General features: G+C 67.6%; 15 protein-coding genes. 8 read left to right on the plus strand and 7 right to left on the minus strand.

Annotation, left to right across the window (positions count from 1 at the left end):
• Positions 1 to 15: 15 nt before the first annotated feature.
• Both plsX and rpmF read right to left on the minus strand, forming a co-directional pair.
• Complete coding sequence (gene plsX, locus ACO05N_RS05375; RefSeq protein WP_422056143.1) at positions 16 to 1,047, minus strand: phosphate acyltransferase PlsX; 1,032 nt, start codon at positions 1,045 to 1,047, stop codon at positions 16 to 18.
• Between the two features lie 25 nt (positions 1,048 to 1,072).
• The gene (rpmF, locus tag ACO05N_RS05380) at positions 1,073 to 1,252 is read right to left on the minus strand and encodes a 50S ribosomal protein L32 (protein ID WP_422056144.1); all 180 of its coding nucleotides are present in this window, start codon (positions 1,250 to 1,252) and stop codon (positions 1,073 to 1,075) included.
• 203 nt (positions 1,253 to 1,455) lie between these two features.
• On the opposite strand from rpmF, the gene ACO05N_RS05385 reads away from it, so the two are divergent.
• Positions 1,456 to 1,890, plus strand: coding sequence for an MAPEG family protein (locus tag ACO05N_RS05385; protein ID WP_422056145.1), 435 nt, complete (start codon positions 1,456 to 1,458; stop codon positions 1,888 to 1,890).
• On the opposite strand, the gene nudC is transcribed toward ACO05N_RS05385, so the two are convergent.
• The 3 genes from nudC to mutY are packed head-to-tail and all read right to left on the minus strand — an operon-like array spanning position 1,887 to position 5,103.
• Positions 1,887 to 2,762: an NAD(+) diphosphatase gene (nudC, locus tag ACO05N_RS05390; RefSeq protein WP_422056146.1), complete on the minus strand. Its 876-nt coding sequence runs from the start codon at positions 2,760 to 2,762 to the stop codon at positions 1,887 to 1,889. The two genes, ACO05N_RS05385 and nudC, sit on opposite strands and share 4 nt — an antisense overlap.
• The gene (locus ACO05N_RS05395; protein ID WP_422056147.1) at positions 2,762 to 4,057 is read right to left on the minus strand and encodes a serine hydrolase domain-containing protein; all 1,296 of its coding nucleotides are present in this window, start codon (positions 4,055 to 4,057) and stop codon (positions 2,762 to 2,764) included. Before ACO05N_RS05395 ends, nudC begins: the two co-directional genes overlap by 1 nt.
• Complete coding sequence (gene mutY / locus ACO05N_RS05400) at positions 4,054 to 5,103, minus strand: A/G-specific adenine glycosylase (RefSeq protein WP_422056148.1); 1,050 nt, start codon at positions 5,101 to 5,103, stop codon at positions 4,054 to 4,056. Before mutY ends, ACO05N_RS05395 begins: the two co-directional genes overlap by 4 nt.
• Before the next feature lie 27 nt (positions 5,104 to 5,130).
• Here mutY and ACO05N_RS05405 point away from each other — a divergent pair, with 27 nt between their 5' ends.
• Genes ACO05N_RS05405 through ACO05N_RS05430 form a run of 6 tightly spaced genes read left to right on the plus strand, consistent with a single transcriptional unit; the run spans position 5,131 to position 12,383 of the window.
• Positions 5,131 to 5,643, plus strand: coding sequence for a DUF721 domain-containing protein (locus tag ACO05N_RS05405; protein WP_422056149.1), 513 nt, complete (start codon positions 5,131 to 5,133; stop codon positions 5,641 to 5,643).
• Positions 5,643 to 6,347 (plus strand): DsbA family protein, encoded by a 705-nt coding sequence (locus ACO05N_RS05410; protein WP_422056150.1) that lies wholly within the window; start codon positions 5,643 to 5,645, stop codon positions 6,345 to 6,347. Before ACO05N_RS05405 ends, ACO05N_RS05410 begins: the two co-directional genes overlap by 1 nt.
• 27 nt (positions 6,348 to 6,374) lie before the next feature.
• Positions 6,375 to 7,112 (plus strand): thioredoxin domain-containing protein, encoded by a 738-nt coding sequence (locus ACO05N_RS05415; RefSeq protein WP_422056151.1) that lies wholly within the window; start codon positions 6,375 to 6,377, stop codon positions 7,110 to 7,112.
• 21 nt (positions 7,113 to 7,133) lie between these two features.
• Positions 7,134 to 10,547, plus strand: a complete 3,414-nt coding sequence (locus ACO05N_RS05420) for a chromosome segregation SMC family protein (RefSeq protein ID WP_422056152.1) — start codon at positions 7,134 to 7,136, stop codon at positions 10,545 to 10,547.
• Positions 10,547 to 11,047 carry a hypothetical protein gene (locus ACO05N_RS05425; RefSeq protein WP_422056153.1) on the plus strand — a complete coding sequence of 167 codons (501 nt, stop codon included), beginning with the start codon at positions 10,547 to 10,549 and terminating at the stop codon, positions 11,045 to 11,047. Before ACO05N_RS05420 ends, ACO05N_RS05425 begins: the two co-directional genes overlap by 1 nt.
• Positions 11,019 to 12,383 (plus strand): MFS transporter, encoded by a 1,365-nt coding sequence (locus ACO05N_RS05430; RefSeq protein ID WP_422056154.1) that lies wholly within the window; start codon positions 11,019 to 11,021, stop codon positions 12,381 to 12,383. Before ACO05N_RS05425 ends, ACO05N_RS05430 begins: the two co-directional genes overlap by 29 nt.
• A gap of 121 nt (positions 12,384 to 12,504) precedes the next feature.
• Here ACO05N_RS05430 and ACO05N_RS05435 read toward each other — a convergent pair whose 3' ends face one another.
• Positions 12,505 to 14,802: a glycoside hydrolase family 3 N-terminal domain-containing protein gene (locus ACO05N_RS05435; RefSeq protein ID WP_422056155.1), complete on the minus strand. Its 2,298-nt coding sequence runs from the start codon at positions 14,800 to 14,802 to the stop codon at positions 12,505 to 12,507.
• Between the two features lie 222 nt (positions 14,803 to 15,024).
• Here ACO05N_RS05435 and ACO05N_RS05440 point away from each other — a divergent pair, with 222 nt between their 5' ends.
• Complete coding sequence (locus ACO05N_RS05440; protein WP_422056156.1) at positions 15,025 to 15,972, plus strand: LacI family DNA-binding transcriptional regulator; 948 nt, start codon at positions 15,025 to 15,027, stop codon at positions 15,970 to 15,972.
• Here ACO05N_RS05440 and ACO05N_RS05445 read toward each other — a convergent pair.
• Positions 15,969 to 17,792 (minus strand): family 43 glycosylhydrolase, encoded by a 1,824-nt coding sequence (locus ACO05N_RS05445; RefSeq protein ID WP_422056157.1) that lies wholly within the window; start codon positions 17,790 to 17,792, stop codon positions 15,969 to 15,971. The two genes, ACO05N_RS05440 and ACO05N_RS05445, sit on opposite strands and share 4 nt — an antisense overlap.
• Positions 17,793 to 17,835 lie beyond the last annotated feature (43 nt).

Consider the following 17,835-nt stretch of genomic DNA (forward strand, 5'->3'; position numbering starts at 1 on the left):
CGGCGCTTGAGTCATTCATGCTGCCTGGGCCTCGAAATTGCCGAGATCCTCGGCGATGCGGCGGGTGAGATCGTCGCGTACCATCTTTGCGGCGACACCGATCGCGGTGTCCACCCCGATTTCGTTGGCGCTGCCATGGCTCTTCACGACTATGCCGTTGAGGCCGAGGAAGACGGCGCCATTGTGGTTATTGGGATCGAGATGGTGGCGCAGCAATTCGGTGGCTGGCTTCGAAATCAGGAAGCCGATCTTCGACCGGATCGAGCTGGAAAAGGCGCGGCGCAGCAGGTCGGCGACGAAGCGCGCGGTTCCCTCGACCGTCTTGAGCGCAATGTTGCCCGAAAAGCCGTCGCACACGATCACATCGACATTGCCGCGCGACATCGCATTGCCCTCGACGAACCCGGTGAAGCGCAGCGGCAAATGCGTCGCGGCGCGCAATTGCTGCGCGGCGTCGCGGATGATGTCGGTGCCCTTTTGCTCTTCGGTGCCGATATTGAGCAGCGCGACACGTGGCGATTCGAGATCGAGCACGGTGCGTGCATAGGCGGCGCCCATCACCGCAAACTGGATGAGGTTGCGCGTATCGACCTCGGTATTCGCACCCAGGTCCAGCATGACGACGTCATTGCTGCCGAGCGTCGGCATCCGCGCGGCGAGCGCAGGGCGATCGATGCCGGGCATGGTGCGCAGCGCCAGCTTCGCCATCGCCATCAGCGCGCCGGTATTGCCCGACGAGACGGCAGCAGCGGCATCACCGCGTTTCACCAGATCGATCGCGATGCCCATCGACGTCGTCTTGGCGCGCCGAATCGCTTGGCTCGGCTTGTCGTCGGCGGTCACCACCTCGGGCGCGTGCACGATCTCGGACGCAGCGGTGAGGTTGGGATGGGACTTCAGCCCCTCGCGAATCGCGGATTCGTCGCCGACGAGCAGAAAGCGCATGCCGTCGAACCGGCGTCGCGCACGTGCGACTCCGGCAAGCATGACCGCCAGCCCCTCATCGCCGCCCATCGCATCGACGGCGATTCGCGCGCTTGAGGTCATGACCGACGGCCCCCTTTAATCGGGCTCAGCCCTCGACCGAGACGATCTCGCGGCCGTTATAGTGGCCGCAGGCACCGCACAGCACATGCGGACGCTTCAGTTCGCCGCAATTCGGGCATTCCTGAAACGCCGCGACCTTCAGCGCGTCGTGCGACCGGCGCATGCCGCGGCGGCTCGGCGAAACTTTTCTCTTGGGGACGGCCATTTCGGCAAACCTTCTTGAACTGTCGTCTTAAAACCTGGATCGCGATACGCCCATGGCGGCGAACGGGCAAGCACCGGGGTCCGGCACTCGCCGGACAGCCCTGGGCCAGTCGCGAAGCGAGCGAGCGCCTATACCGATTTCCGTTCAAGTTGCAAGGCGGCGCGCGGCGTGGCAGCCACGACGTTTCAATGGGGGAAGAAACAATGGACGCCATCATCCTGCCGGTGACGCTCGCGGCAGCAGCCGCCTGCGCACTGATCAACGTCTGGCTCGCCGTCCGCATCGGTCAGGTGCGTCGGTCCGAGAAGGTCTCGATCGGCGACGGCGGCAACCCGCGGCTGATCGCCCGGATGCGTGCGCAGCTCAATTTCGTCGAATATGCGCCGATCGTGCTGATCCTGATCGGCCTGATAGAACTGGCGGTCGGCACGGAGACCTGGCTGTGGGCGGTGGCGGCATTGTTCGTGATCGCGCGCATCCTCCACGTGTTCGGAATGGACGGCTGGATGCCCGGACGCATGATCGGGATTTCGGTCACATTGCTCGTGACCATCGGCCTTGCGGGGTATGCAGCCGCGATTCCCTATTTTGCCTTTGGCGAATCGGAAACGATCGAGCTGGTCGAAACGACCGGCTAGCTTTCCGTCACCCAGGCGCTGAGCAAGCTATGGGCGATCGCGTAGCGCGGCGGAGCGATGAACCGTCCGTCCGTGTCGCCCGCCAGCGCCGCGCGTACCTCGTCGCGAGTCACCCACATCGCATCCTCGATCTCGGTCGTATCGAGCGAGAGCGTGTCGTCTTCAGCCCGCGCGATACAGGCGATCATCAGCGACGAAGCGAACGGCCAGGGCTGGCTGGCGACATAGCGTATAGCGGTCACGCGCACGCCCGCTTCTTCCAGCGTCTCGCGCGCCACTGCCTCTTCGATCGATTCGCCGACCTCGACAAAGCCGGCAAGCGCAGAATAGCGTCCGACAGGCCAGGCCGCCTGTCGCCCGAGCAGCGCGCGACCGTCATGCTCGGCGAGCATGATCACCACCGGATCGGTGCGCGGGAAATGCTCTGCGCCGCATCCGCTGCACCGCCGCGCCCAGCCCGCGCGGAACAGCTCGGTCGCGCTGCCACAGGCCGCGCAAAAGCCATGGCGCTGGTGCCAATCGACCAGGCTGCGCGCACAGGCATAGAGGCTTGCCTGATCGGGTGGCATCAGTCCGAGCATCGCGAACAAGGCGGGCGAGCGCGCCGCGCCATGCCGCTCGCTCATGCGCAGCGGCGCGAAATGCGGCTTGCCGTCGATATAGCCAAGGAACAGCGGGCGGGCATCCTCGGGCAGGTCCGCCAGGCTCACCCAGACCAGCCGCCCCTCGCCATCCAGCTCGGGGTCGAGCCCGTTGAGCTTCAGCATCCGCGCGCGCCAGTCGCCCCTCGCCACCGCCAGCGCCTCAGGGTTATTGCGTTCCCGGTCGGCGCGGTCGAGCACCCCGCCGGTGAACCCGACCTCTAGGCGCATCAGCGACCTGCTTGAGCGTAGACGGCTTTGACAGCATCGGCGCGCAATGGCCATTTGTCGGAAGGGAAGTAATTGACCATCACCGTCCCGCGAATTTTCTTCGCCGGGTCGACCCACGCGACCGTGCCCGCCGCGCCGCCCCAGCCATAGGTTCCCTTGCCCGCGCCGCCGGGAACGTCTTCAAGCTGGACCGATCCGCCCGCGCCATAGCCCATTTTCGGCCCGGTCGCGCCGCCGCTTCCGCTCGGCGCGCCACCATAAATGACGCCCGCGGGCAACAGGTCGGACATGGCGAGTTGCACCGTCTCGGGCTTCATCACGCGGACGCCATCGACCGCGCCACCATTGGCCAGCATGTGCAGGAACCGGTCATAGTCGCGGGCCGACATCACCAGCCCCGCCCCGCCATAGGGGAAGGAAGGCGGGGTCAGCCACGCCGAGCTTTTTGCCGGATCGAACGGGATGCGATTCTCGCCCGCCCAGGCATAGTTGGTCGCGAATCGGCCAACTTCCGACTTTGGCACCGTCCAATAGGTCGAGGTCATCTTCAGCGGCCCGAGCATCCGCGTCTGCAGGAACTGCTCGTAGGGCATCCCCGCCGCCGCCTCGATGATCGCGGGCAGCAGGTCGAGGCTGATCGAATAGCTCCACTTGGTTCCCGGCTCGGCGATCAGCGGCAGCGTCGCGACGCGCTCGGCAAATTCCTTGAGGCTGGTGGGGCGCAGCGGACGCGCCTGTGCTTCCAGCGCCGCGTTGACCGCGCCCGGCGTGATCCCCAGCCGCTCATATTCCTTGAGCAGCGGCCCCTTGGTGATGATCGAATAGCCAAGGCCGGCGGTGTGCGTCAGCAGATGCCGCACCGTGATCTGCGTCGTCGCCGGACGGCTGTCGAGGCTGTTGGCCGGATCGGTCAGCACTTTCATGTTGCGAAAGCCGGGAAAGAAATCGGCGATCGACTGGTCGAGCTTCAGCTTGCCGTCCTCGACCAGCATCATCGCCGCCATCGCGGTGATCGGCTTGGTCATCGAATAGACGCGCCACAGCGAATCGGGACCGGCCGGAGCAGCGTCGGCCTCCGTGGCGATACGGCCCGCGCTGGCGAAGACCGGCGCCGAATCGCCGACGCCATAGGCGATGACGATGCCCTGAGTACGGTTCTGCGCGACATAATCCTGCGCCAGCGACTGAACCGGAGCCGCGACGCGCGGTGCTGTCGCCGCCTGTCCCAATGCCGCCGATTGCGGGGCCGCCAGCGCCAGCGCCGCCGCACCACCGATCATCCAGGTCCGCTTCATGCTTCGCTCTCCATCGCCTCGACCGCCTTGGCGAACAGCCGCGGAAGTCCTGCCTCGTCCAGTCGCCCGATCGGCCACCATTCGCCGTCGAGCGCGTCTATGTGACGCGCGCGTGTTGCAGTCGCAAGCACGGCGTTCAGCTCGAAATGCGTGAACACATGGCGGATCGCCGCGTTGCGCAGCGTCCAGTCGGCTGCGGCCGGCGCGTCGGCCAGCCCCGGCGGGATCTCGCTCCACGGACCGGTCGGCAGCGCCCGCATGCCGCCCAGCAATCCCTTGGCCGGGCGCCGCACCAGCAGGACAGCGTCGTCGCGCTCCAGCCAGAAGAAGGTGCCGTAGCGCACCGGCCGCGTCGCCTTCTTCGCCTTGACCGGAAACGCCTCGGGCATCCCCGCCCGCCGCGCGGCGCAGGGTTCAGCCAGGGGGCAGAGCAGGCATTTCGCACTGCGCGGCGTACAAATCGTCGCGCCCAGATCCATCATCGCCTGCGCGAAATCGCCCGCGCGTGCGTCCGGCGTGATCGAATCGGTGAGCGCGCGAACCCGCGGTTTCGCCGCTGGTAGCGGGTCGGCCACGGCAAACAGTCGCGTGACCACCCGCTCGACATTGCCGTCGACCACCACCGCGCGCTGCCCGAACGCGATCGCCGCCACCGCCGCCGCCGTATAGGCGCCAAAGCCGGGCAGGTTTCGCAACGCCGCCTCGTCCCCCGGCAACTGCCCGCCATGCTCCCCCGCCACCGCCTGCGCTGCGGCGAGCAGGTTGCGCGCGCGGGCATAATAGCCAAGCCCCGCCCAGGCGCTCATCACATCGGAGTGGTCGGCAGCCGCAAGGCTCGCAAAGTCGGGCCAGCGGGTCGTGAATTTCTCGAAATAGGGGATCACCGCCGCAACCTGAGTTTGTTGCAGCATCACTTCGGACAGCCACACGCGATAGGGATCGGGCGGCGGCGTTCCCGGTGGCGCGCGCCATGGCAACGCGCGGGCATTGGCGTCGTACCAGGCGAGCAGCAGATCGGCGATGATGTGAGAAACATTGTCGGGCACGCCCCGGCTATGGCATGGACCGGGCGAATGAGTAAGCCGCGCATCCCGAGCGAAGAACCTCGCCGCAGCAACCGGGTCCGTGCCGTCGCCGATCTGGTGCCGGACGTCGGCCGCGTCGCGTTCCGCAAGTTCGGCTTCGTCCAGAGCGCAGTGCTCAGCCGGTGGAGCGAGATTGTCGGCGAGCGCTATGCCGGAGTTTCATCGCCCGAATCGATCCGTTTCCCGCGCGGCGAGCGCTCGAACGGCGTGCTCAGCTTGGTGGTGCAGGGCGCGCACGCCCCGATGATGCAGCATATTGCGCCCGAGATCGTCGAGCGCGTGAACCGCTTCTTCGGCTATCCCGCTGTTGCCCGCGTCGCAATTCGCCAGGGCGAAGTCGCCCGCAAGCCGAAGCCCGCCGACCCCGTGACTCCCGCGCCGCTGCCCGCCGAACTCGGCGACAGCCTGCGCGCGATCGTCGATCCAGAATTGCGGGCGGTGCTGGAAGGGCTCGGCGCCGGACTCGCCACGCCAGCATTCAAACTTGGAAAGATCGATTGATGCGTGTGTTTGCCATCCTGGCTCCGCTGGCCATCGGCGCCTTGGCTCCGGGCGGCGCGACCGCGCAGCAGCCGAAGACGAAGGCCGCCGCACCGCGCGACTGGTCGACCCATGTCGTGCAGGCACCTTCGGGCGCCTATCTGATCGGCAATCCGACCGCGAAAGTGCGACTCGTCGAATATCTCAGCTACACCTGCGGTCATTGCGCGGAGTTCATGGCCGAAGCGAAACTGCCACTGAAGAACGGGTACGTCCGCCGTGGCACGGTGCGGATCGAGGTGCGCCACGCCGTGCGCGATCCGATCGACATGGCCGCGGCGTTGCTCGCGCGCTGCGCCGGGCCGGGCGGCTTCGTCAGTGCGACGGATGCGATCTTCGCCGAGCAGCGCGATTGGGCGCGCCGCGGTGCTGCCTGGTGGAGCGCCAACGCGGCGGCGCTGCAGTCCGAAACCCGGCTCATGCAGTTGAAGGCTGCCGCCGAGGGTTCGGGTCTGAGTGGCCTGATGCGCGGTCGCGGCATGAGCGACGCGACGATCGACCGCTGCTTTGCCACGCCGACCGACCTCAACCGCCTGACCGCCATGGCCGACGCATCGTGGAAGGTGATCAGGGGCACCCCGACCTTCGTGATCAACGGCAAGACCGGTGGCGGCGGCCATTGGGAAACGCTCGAACCCGAATTGCGCGCTGCAGGTGCGCGCTGACCCATCCCCCAAGCGTGGAGACGTAACTTGAAGCGAATTGCAATCGGCCTGGTATCGGCACTGGCTCTGGCCAGCTGCGGTGGCGACAATGCCGGCAATAACAGCAGCGCCGCACCTGCGGCCCCGGTCGCGGGCGCATCCGCCCCGGCGGGCAGCCAATGGGTCGATACGGTGGTCAAGACCCCCGAAGGCGGCTTTCGCATGGGCAACCCGGATGCCCCGATCAAGCTGATCGAATATGGCTCGCGCACCTGTGGCCATTGCGCCAACTTTGCCGTCACGGGCATGGAGCCGCTCAAAGCCTATATCGCGACCGGCAAGGTCAGCTTCGAATTCCGCGACTTCCTGCTGAACCCGATTGACGTCGGTGCGGCACTGGCTGGCCAGTGCGCCGGGCCCGGCCCGTTCTTCGCGATTCTCGACCAGATGTTCGCCGAACAGCAGACGCTGATGAGCAATGGACCCAAGGAGGGCGATCCCTTCATCCAGCAGGTCGAGGGAATGGCGCCGCAACAGCGCATCGCCGCAGTGGCGGAGAAGTTCGGCTACCTCGCCTTTGTCCAGCAGCGCGGCGTCCCGGAATCCCAGGCACGCGCATGCCTTGCCGACGCTGCCGCCACCGATGCGCTGGTGAAGTCGGCCGAGGCCGGACAGAAGCGGTATAACATCGCCGGAACGCCGACCTTCATCCTCAATGGCAAGGTGCTGGAAAACACCGGCACCTGGCCGCAGGTCGAAGCCGCGCTGAAGGCGGCGGGCGCCTGACGAAGGCCGGGGGCGGGGCCGATGCAGATCAAGCGGCTCCGCCTGACGGGGTTCAAGAGCTTCGTCGACCCCGCCGACCTGCGCATCGAACCCGGGCTGACCGGCATCGTCGGCCCCAATGGCTGCGGCAAGTCCAACCTGCTCGAAGCGCTGCGCTGGGCGATGGGCGAGAACAGCGCCAAATCGATGCGCGGCGCGGGGATGGAGGATGTGATCTTCGCGGGCACCGCCAGCCGTCCGCAACGTGATTTCGCCGAAGTCTCGATCCTCGCCGAACAGGCCGGCGGCCCCGATGACGGCGAACTTGAAGTCGTCCGCCGGATCGAGCGCGGCGCAGGCTCGGCCTATCGCATCAACGGCCGCGACGTGCGCGCCAAGGATGTCGGCCTGCTCTTCGCAGATTCGGCGACTGGCGCGCATTCCCCGGCGCTGGTCAGCCAGGGCCGGATCGGCGCGATCATCCAGGCCAAGCCCGGCGAGCGCCGACAGATGCTCGAGGAAGCCGCCGGCATCTCCGGCCTGCACGTCCGGCGCAAGGACGCCGAGCAAAAGCTGCGCGCGACCGAGGCCAACCTCACCCGGCTCGACGAGCTGATCAGCGATCAGGAGGCGCGCGCCGCCGCGCTCAAGCGCCAGGCGCGACAGGCGGAGCGCTATCGCGAGCTGTCCGACCGCATCCGCGTGGCCGAGGCGCGGATGATCTTCGCCCGCTGGCGCGACGCAGCTGCCGCAGCCGACGCCGCCAAGCAGGAAGCTGCGGCGGCCGAGGCTTTGGTCGCCGATCGCACCGCCGCGCAGGAAGCCGCACTCGCCGCGCAACAGGCGGTTGCGACCACGCTCGCCACCGCCCGCGCCGCTGCGCTGACCCAGCGCGACCGCGCGAGTGAGGCGATGCACCGGCTGGCAACACTCCGCAGCGAGCGCGCCGCAATCGATCGGCGCATCGCCGAACTGCACGAATCAGTCGCGCGATTGGAAACCGACAAGGAACGCGAAGGCGCACTTGCACGCGACGCCGCCGACGCGCTCGCCCGGCTCGACAGCGAGACACAGGCCCTCGACGCCCGCATCGCCGAGGCGACCGCGCGCATGCCCGATCTCGACGCCGCACTCGCCGATGCCGAACGCGCCGCGCGCGATGCCGAGGTGGCGCTGGCACAGGCCCTCGCCGCACAGGCCGCCGAAGCCGCAGAGACCCGTGTCGCCGACGCCGCGCTTGCCGCCGCTCGCACCCGTGCGGAGCGCGCGACGCGCGAAGCCGCGCGGGTCGATGCCGAAATCCGCGCATTGGGAGACCCCGCCCCGCTCGCCGCCGAACGCCAGCGCGCGGCCGATGCACGGGCGCAGGCGGCGCACCAGGCCGAATCGGCGCGCACCGGTCTGGCCCGTGCCGACGCCGCAGAACGCGCCGCGATCGACTCGCGCAGCCGCGCCCAATCCGCCCGCGCCGAGGCGCATGCCGAGCTCGCCCAGCTCGACAGCGAAGCTGCGGCGCTGTCCAAAGCGACCCGACCCAGCGGCAAGGAACGGCTGCTCGACAGGCTGACGGTCGCGCCCGGTTACGAACACGCGCTCGCCGCCGCGCTGGGCGACGATCTGGAGGCTGGACTCGATCCGGCAGGCGAACGCCATTGGGCGGGGGCCGATGCACTCCCCGGCGACCCGCCGCCACCGCGCGGGACCACGCCCTTGGCTGCGCATGTCACCGCCCCGCCCGCGCTCGCCCGGCGGCTGGCACAGGTGCTGGTTGCAGAGAGCGATGAAGACCAGCCGCTCGCGGTCGGACAGCGGCTGGTGACGCTGATGGGCGTGCTGCGACGCTGGGACGGCTATGTCGCGCGCTCGGGCGGCGCGGCGGCGGCGGAACGGCTGGAGCGGGTCAACCGGCTCCACGCGATCGAAAAGGCGCGCCCCGCCGCCGTGCGCGCGGTCGATACCGCCGATGCCGAACTGGCGCGGATCGAAGCAGAGATCGCCGAAGCGAAGCGCGCCGCGTCCGATTGCCGCCGGCTGCTCGACAGCGCCGAAACCTCCGGGCGCGACGCCGCCCGCGCCGAAGACCGCGCCGCCGCCGCAATCGAGCGACTGGACGCCCAGCGCGCCGATCTGGAGGGACGCCGCGCGCGCACCGTCGCCGAGCAGGAGGAAGCCGCTGGCGAGGTCGCCCGCGCCGAAGCCGCGCGCGCCGCCCTGCCCGATGGCAGCGAAACCCGCGCCAAGGTCAGCGCGCTATCCTCCGAAGCCGAACTGCGCCGCACCGCGGCCGCGACCGCGCGGGCCGAGCGCGGCGCACTGGAACGCGACATCGTGTCAGCGCGCGAGCGGCTTGCCGCCGCGCAGGCGGAACGCCGCAGCTGGACGTCGCGTGCCGGGGAGGCGGCGCGCCGCATCGCCGAGATGGACGCCCGAGCCGTCGAGCTCGCCGAAGCCGCCGATGCACTCGCCGGACGCCCTGCAGAACTCGACGCGGCGGTCACCGGGGCCGAACGCGCGAGCGAAGAGGCACGCATCGAAAGCGCCGCCGCCCAGCTTGCCGAGCGTGAAGCCGAAGCCGAATTGCGCGGCACCGAAGCCGCCGTGCGCGCCGCCGGCGATGCGCTGGGCGAAGCGCGTGAACAACGCGCCGGTGCCGTCGCCCGCGCCGAGAATCACGATCTGCGCCGGGTCGAAATGAACCGCCTGTCGGGCGAACGCTTCGAATGCCCGCCGCCCGTCCTGTCGCAACGCGTCGGCTTCGATCCCGACAGCGTGCGCGGCCCGCAAGACGAATCCGCCGCGCACGACCGGCTGATCGCGGAGCGCGAGCGGATCGGCCCGGTCAACCTCGTCGCCGAGAGCGAACTGGCAGAACTCACCGCCGCTGCTCAGACCGCCGCGGCCGAGCGGGACGAGCTGATCCAGGCGGTGCACCGGCTGCGCGGCAGCATCGGTACGCTCAACCGCGAGGGGCGCCAACGCCTGCTCACCGCGTTCGAGGCGGTGGACCAGCATTTTCGCCGCCTGTTCACCACCCTGTTCAACGGTGGGCAGGCGCATCTCGCGCTGATCGACTCCGACGATCCGCTGGAGGCGGGGCTCGAAATCATGGCCCAGCCGCCGGGCAAGAAGCTCCAGTCGCTGACCCTGCTGTCGGGCGGCGAACAGGCGCTGACCGCCGTCGCGCTGATCTTTGCCCTGTTCCTCACCAACCCCGCGCCGATCTGCGTGCTCGACGAAGTCGACGCGCCACTGGACGACGCCAATATCGAGCGCTTTTGCGACCTGCTCGAAGCGATGACGCGGGAAACGGCAACGCGCTACCTGATCGTCACCCACAATGCCGCAACGATGAGCCGCATGCACCGGCTCTTCGGCGTGACGATGGTCGAGCGCGGGGTCAGCCGCCTCGTCTCGGTCGATCTGGGCGGCGCCGAATCGCTCCTGGCGGCTGAGTGATGCGCAGCGACGTGCATCATTTTTCGGCCGCCGATATTCAGCCAGTGCAGCGGCTTCTCGGCAAGATCGGACGCCCCCCGATGCGCTGGGTCGCAATCCTGATCGCCATCGCTGCAGCGCTAGCGCTCCTCGCGATCATGGCTGGGGACGCGAGGCTCGCGGCCATTCCAGGTGTCGCATTGGCGATCGCCACAGTCGCGTGGCTTACCCCTAGCTTGTCGCGCCGCACACTCGAGAATTGGATTGAGCAGCACGCAGGCTGTGCACCGTTCACGTCATGGGATGACACAGAGATCCGCAACGGCGGATGCGTTCACAGGACCGATGGCGTCTTTCCGTGGCGGACGATCCGCGCTGCTATCGCGAGCCCCGACTACATCATTTTGCTATCGCGCTGCGGCCCGCTGATCGTCCCGCAGCGCGCACTCGATGCCGAACGCGCGGCGGATCTTGTCCGCCAGTTGGAGGCCCATGGGATCACGGTGCGCCTTGCCGATTGACGCGATCCCCGCCCCTCGCCCGACCCGCTTCCGCCTCGCGCTGTTCGGGTTCGGGGACTTTGCGTTCAATCTCTACTGGCAGAGCGCGATGCTCTTCCTGCTGTTCTATTACACCGACGCGCTGGGCCTGCCGGTGGGGGTGGCGGCGACGATCTTTCTTGCCGCTTCGGTCTGGGACGGGATTGCGAACTTCACCGCCGGGCTGCTCGCCGACCGGCATGAGCCGCGTGGCGGACTGGGGCGGCTGCTTGCGCTCGGCGGGGTGCCGCTCGGGCTTGGCTTCATGCTTGCCTATCTGCCCCCGCTCGTGCCCGGCTATTGGGGGATGGCGGGCATCTTTGCGGGCCATATCCTGTTCCGCACCGCCTATGCCTTTTTGAATGTCCCCTATCTTGCAATGAGCGCGCGGGTCAGCGCAGACAGCAACGACCGGGCGTTCGTTGCCGGCGTGCGCATGCTGTCGGGCACACTGGCCGCGATCGTCGTCGCGCTCGGCACCGTTCCGCTGGGCTCGGGTCTGCTCGGCGTAGAGGTGGCGGCGGACGCCTATTTCGGGGCGGCTATGCTGTTCGCACTCGCCGGAGCCGCGATCCTCGCGCTGGTCGGTGCCAGCTATCGCGAAGCCGATGTGCCCGATCGCGCCGCACCGGTTCCGGTCCTGACCGCATTGCGCGCCATCGCCGCCAACCGCGCCTTCGTCACGCTGAACCTCGCGATGATGGCGGTGATCGTCGCGGTGACGATCCTCAATAAGTCGGTCCTCTATTATTTCAAATATTTCCTGCATGACGAGGCGAGCGGGCAACTCGCCCTGGCGTCGATGAGCGTGGTCAGCGCGGTGTCGGTGCCGTTATGGATGCTGCTGCGGCGCCGGATCGGTGCGCGCGGACTGTGGTTCCTGGCGGCCGGACTCGCCAGCGCCGGACTCGCCGCCTTCGCCCTGTTTGACATCCACCGCGCCGGGGTGATGCAGGCGTATCTCATGGCGATGCAGGCGATGATCGTCGGGCTGAACTTCGTGTTCTGGGCGATGCTGCCGAACACGATCGAATATGGCGAGCAGCGCACGGGCCTGCGCGTCGAGGGCGCAGTGTTCGGGATGGCGGCTTTGCTGCAGCGTGTTGCCATCGGTATCGCGACCGCGATCATCGGCTTCGGCTTCGATGCCGCCGGCTACGTGGCCAATGTCGAACAGAGCGCGGCGACGCTGACCGCAATGCGCCTGACCATCGGGGCGGTCCCGCTGGCATTCCTCGTCTTCTCGTGCGTGATGATGGCGCTCAACCCGCTCGCGCGCGGGGCGCATGCGCAAATCGTCAAGGATCTGCGCCGCTAGAGTCGTTTTCAGCCTCGCTGAAACGGCACCGGCCCATTCCCCCTCATTCGGCACCGCCCCGGGGGAGGAGGGGGAGCTGGAGCGGTGCCGAATCCCGGACCAGGTCCGGGGCGCGCGGCCGTCAGGCCGCTGCGAGGGTGAAGGTCGAATGCACGCCCTGCGCTTCCGCCGAGGGCGCGATCCACACGTCGAACAGGCCGGGTTCGACCGTGGGTTGCAGGTCCATGCCGATGAACTGCAGGTCACGCCGGCGCAGCACGAAGCGCACCGTCTCGCTCGCGCCGGGGGCCAGTGCCAGCTTGCGAAACGCCTTGAGCTCACGCACCGGGCGGGTGATGCTCGCCGCGCGATCGCGGATATAGAGCTGCACCACTTCCTCGATCGCGCGGGTGCCGCGATTGGTGATCGTCGCGGTGAACGCGATTTCGCCATCCCAGCCCAGCGTGCCCTGCTGCGGCGTCAGTCCCGCATACTCGACCTTGCCATAGGTCAAGCCGTGACCGAACGGATAGAGCGATGCGTTGGGGCTGGTCCGCCAGCGGGTCTTGTACGGCTCGAGCTTGTCGTCGCTCGGGTTCGGGCGGCCGGTCGGCTTGTGCGCATAGTGATAGGGCTGCTGCCCCGATTCGCGCGGGAAGCTGATCGGCAGGCGCGCCGAGGGGCTGTAATCGCCGAACAGGACGTCGGCGATGGCATTGCCGCTTTCCGATCCCAGGAACCAGGTGACGAGGATCGCAGGTGCGTTCTTGACCGCCCCCTCCAGCGCCAGCGCGCGGCCGTTCTTGAGCAACACGACGATCGGTTTGCCGGTCGCCGCAACCGCTTCGGCCAGCGCCATTTGCGGGGCCGGAACGGTGATGCTGGTGCGCGACTGCGCCTCGCCCGACATGTTCTCGCTCTCGCCGATCGCGAGCAGCACCACGTCCGCAGCGTTCGCCGCCGCCACCGCCGCCGCGATACCGCCATCGAGCGGTTCTTCGATCTTGGAGCCGAGCGTCACCGTGACCGGTGTGCTCTTGCCCAGCGCATTGCGCACGCCGGTTGCCAGATCGATCGCCTGCTTGTTGTCGCCATAGACGCACCACGGGCCGTTCAGGTCGTGCTGCCCCTCCGCGAACGGGCCGATGATCGCGATTCTTTTGCCGCTCTTGGGCAGTGGCAGCAGGTCGCCGTCATTCTTGAGCATCACGATCGAGCGCTTGCCCGCTTCGCGCGCCAGCGCGAGACTTTCCTTGGTGCGGGTCCGCGCCGCTTCGCGCTTTTCGTTGATGCGACGGAACGGGTCCTCGAACAGGCCGAGCTTGGCCTTGAGCGCCAGCACCTTGCGCACCGATTCATCGACGCGCGCCATCGGCACCTCGCCCTTTTCGACCAAGTCGGGCAGGTGGTCGCGGTAGAAGCCGCTGGTCATGCTCATGTCCACGCCGGCCATGAAGGCCAGCTTGGTCGCCTCACGCGCATCGGCGGCATAGCCGTGCGCGATCATCTCCATGTCGCCGGTGTAATCGGACACGACAAAACCGTCGAAGCCCCATTCCTCGCGCAGGATCTTGCGCATCAGCCATTCATTGCCGGTCGCGGGGACGCCCGACAGCTCGTTGAACGCGGCCATCGCGGTCGGCGCACCGGCAGCGAATGCGGCTTGGAACGGCGGAAAATAAACTTCGCGCAGCGTGCGTTCGGACACGTCGACGGTGTTGTAGTCGAGCCCCGCCTCGGCCGCGCCATAGGCGGCGAAATGCTTGGCGCAGGCCATCATCGTGTCGATTGCCTTCAGGCTCTTGCCCTGGAAGCCGCGCACGCGGGCTTCGGCGAAAAGGTTGCCGAGCAGCACGTCCTCACCCGCGCCTTCGACCCCACGGCCCCAACGCTGGTCGCGCGCGATGTCCACCATCGGCGCGAAGGTCCAGTCGATGCCGGCCGCCGCCGCCTCGAACGACGCCGCAGCCGCAGCCTTCTGCGCCAGTAGCGGCTCGAAGCTTGCGGCCTCGCCCAGCGGGACCGGGAAGATGGTGCGATGACCATGGATGATGTCGGCCGCGAAGATCAGCGGGATCTTGAGGCGCGACTCCCGCATCGCCGCGGTCTGCATGATGCGGCACATGCGCGCGTTGTTGCCGTTGAACACGCCGGTGATGCGGCCCTGACGCACCTCATCGACCTGCTGGTCGAAATTGGCGTTGGAACCGCTTGGCGGGTTCATCGCGATCGCCGCGCCGCCGCCCCATGCCGCCGCCATCAGGCTGAGCTGACCGGCCTTTTCATGGATCGTCATCTTGGCGATCAGCGCATCAACAAAGCCCGGAACCTCGATCTTCGCCGCTTCGCCCATCAACGCCCGCGCCGGGCTGTGCAGCCACGCAGCGACCGCACCTGCACCCATCAGGGCAGCGCGGCGAGAAATCCGGGTGTCGAGCATGTTGATCCTCTCCTGAACGGGTTGCACCAGCAAGGGTACGCTAGATTTGAATGGCTGGCGCGGTCCGAGTCAGGGGTGTCGCGGCAAACCGTAACCGGTTACATGCAGCCTAACGAACGTGTTTGCAATCGGGAATGACCCGGTAGAGAAGAACGTTCTCAATCTGGGGGACGTGACAACATGGGTGAGGCGACGATTCGGGATGTGGCACGGCACGCTCAGGTGTCGATCGCATCTGTTTCGCGCGCCCTGAACGGACTTGGCAATGTCCGCGCAGAGACGCGCGAGCGAGTCATCGCCGCCGCGGCCGAGCTTGGCTATGTCCCGCATGCCGGTGCACGCAGCCTTAGTCTGGCGCGTGCGCACGCGATCGGGGTCGTGTTGCCCGATCTGCATGGCGAGTTTTTCAGCGAATTCGTACGCGGCATGGACCGCGAGGCGAGCCGGCGCGGCTATGTCATGTTGCTGTCGGTCATGCATGACGAGGGCGAGCAGGCGGCAATGGCGTTGCGCGCGATGCGCGGCCGCGTCGACGGGCTGGTGGTGATGGCGCCGCATCTGTCCGAAGCGATGCTCCGCCGGGCGCTGCCGACCGGTCTGCCTGCGCTGATCATCAACGGCCCGCGCGCGATCACCGACCTGGCCACCGTACGGCTCGATAATGCAGCCGCCACCGAGGCGATGGTGGCGCATCTCGTCGCGACCGGCCGCCGCCGGATCGCGCATATCGCCGGGCCGGAGGGAAATATCGACGCGGGCGAGCGCGCCGCCGCATTCCGCAGCAGCATCGCACGGCTCCTGCCCGGGGCCGAGGCGATCGTCCTGCCCGGCGACTTCGCGGAGGAGGGGGGGGAAGCGGTCGCGCGCGCCATCGCCTCTGGCGAGATCGACTGCGACGCGGTGTTCGCCGCCAACGACATGATGGCGCTCGGCTGCCTTCAGGGGCTACGCACCGCCGGTATCGATGTGCCGGGGCAGGTCGCCGTCACCGGATTCGACGATATCCCGCTCGCGCGCTATCTCGGCGTCACCACGATGCGCGTCCGGATTGCCGAACTGGGTGAGGAAGCGATCGGACGCGTGATCAACGTGCTGGAGGGCGAGGGCGCCGACACGCGCGCCGAACTGCACCAGGCCGAGCTTGTGGTGCGCTCGACCAGTGCGGGTTAACGCACCCGCACCGGCGCGCTGCGTTTAGACACGCCGGTCTCGTTGAACGCCTCGACGGCGGCATAATAGCCGACCCCCTTGTTCAGCGCGCGCAGGTCAAGGCGCGCCTGCGGGCCGTCACCCAGTTCGTCGGCGAACACCTGATAGGTCAGCGTCAGCCGGTCCGGGCGGATGCCCCACATGACGTTGTACCCCACCGCGCCCGGCACCTTGCGCCAGCGCACTGTCGCATTGCGTTCGTCGGTATCGCGGATCGCCGCCACCGTCCCCGGCATCGCAGGCGCGCGGCCCTCGGCGTTGCCGAACACACGCAGATCGTTGATCGCCAGATGCGCGCCGCCGATATGACCGTGGACATAGCGGACGAAGCGGACCTTCGCGGGCGTTTCCAGCTGGAAATAGGCATTGGGGCGGTCGCGGCGCGGGGCCTCCGTCTCTGCCAGCTTGGACCAGCTTTTGCCGTCGAGCGATCCCTCCAGTTTGAACTCGGTATAGATGTCCGGCGCATCGCCATAGCGGCCGGACTTGTAATCGGCGAAATTGACCTGGATTGCGCGCACCATCTTCGCCGCGCCCAGATCCATCGTCAGCGTCTCGCCCGGCTCCTTGCTGGCGGCGACCCAGAAGGTGCGGGGATTCTCGTCCGCCGCCCGGTTCGCGTCATACGCGCCCAACGTCGAGGATGCGGTCAGGGTCTTGCGGTAGGACAGCAGCATCCAGCCGGTGAACAGCCCCTCGATATCCTCGACCTTGCCCTCCGGCATCCAATGCGGGAAATCCCCGAAGCGGGACGATGCCCACATCTGCCCGTCCGCTTCGAACCGCGTCGGGAACAGGTTGATCCGCCGCTCGAACGTCCAGTTATGGCCGAGCCACGGCGTGCCGCTGTTCCACCAATTGCCGTAATGGTCCTGCACGGTCGAGCCATGCCCGGCGCCCTCGACAAACCCGCCGGGCTTGTACGCGACCGGATTCCACGGTGCATAGGTAAACGGGCCGAGCGGCGATTTCGCGGTGTAAGCGCCATTGGCATAGGCGTTATACTCGGTCCCGGGCGCACCGTATTGAAGGTAATAGGTGCCGGCGACCTTGGTCATCCAGGCGCCTTCCATGAACGGCTTGATCGGGGTGCCGTCGGGCAATTTGCCCGAATGATCCTGACCGAAGCGTTCCCAGCCATGATTGTCGGGGTCGAGCTTGAACGCCTCGGTCGCGCGGCCCTTGTAGATCATCCGGCCGTCCTTGAACTCGATCCCGATGCCGTAGAGCGGGAAGACGTTGGACGACCCCCAATAGAAGTACCATTTGCCGTCATCGTCCAGGAACAGCGCGGGGTCCCAGGGCCCGGGCGGCACGTCGCCCGGCTTCATGTTCGCTTCGCCACCCGGCCAGACCTGTCCCGGCAGGCGCGGCATGCGGCGGACGAAATAGTCGAGCTTGCCCGTCTCCGGGGCGTCGGAGACATAGACCGACCCCGGCTCCATCATCGATGGCATCAGATACAGCCGTTCGCCGTCCGACCAGGCGGCGGGCGCGACGAAGCCCCCCTTTTCCCAGCGGCTCGGCGTGATGAAGGTCCAGTCGATCAGATTGGTCGAGCGCCAATAGCCCTCGGCCAGAGTCTGGAAGAGATAATAGGCGCCCTTGTGCCGGATGATCACCGGATCGGCGCCGGTGCGGTACGAGATGTCCTCGTTCACCTGCTCATAATTGTAGCGGTAGTCGAGGTCGATCGGATTGGCATAGGTCCGCTTGCCCAGCTGCGCAGTCGCGGAGGTCGCGCACAAGCTTACCAGCACCACAGCAAGGGTTACACGCATCGACCATCTCCCAAAGCTGCGCCGCGAGGCGCGTCAGCGGGCT

Origin of the sequence: Sphingomonas sp., assembly GCF_965227385.1 — a bacterium.
Taxonomy (GTDB): domain Bacteria; phylum Pseudomonadota; class Alphaproteobacteria; order Sphingomonadales; family Sphingomonadaceae; genus Sphingomonas.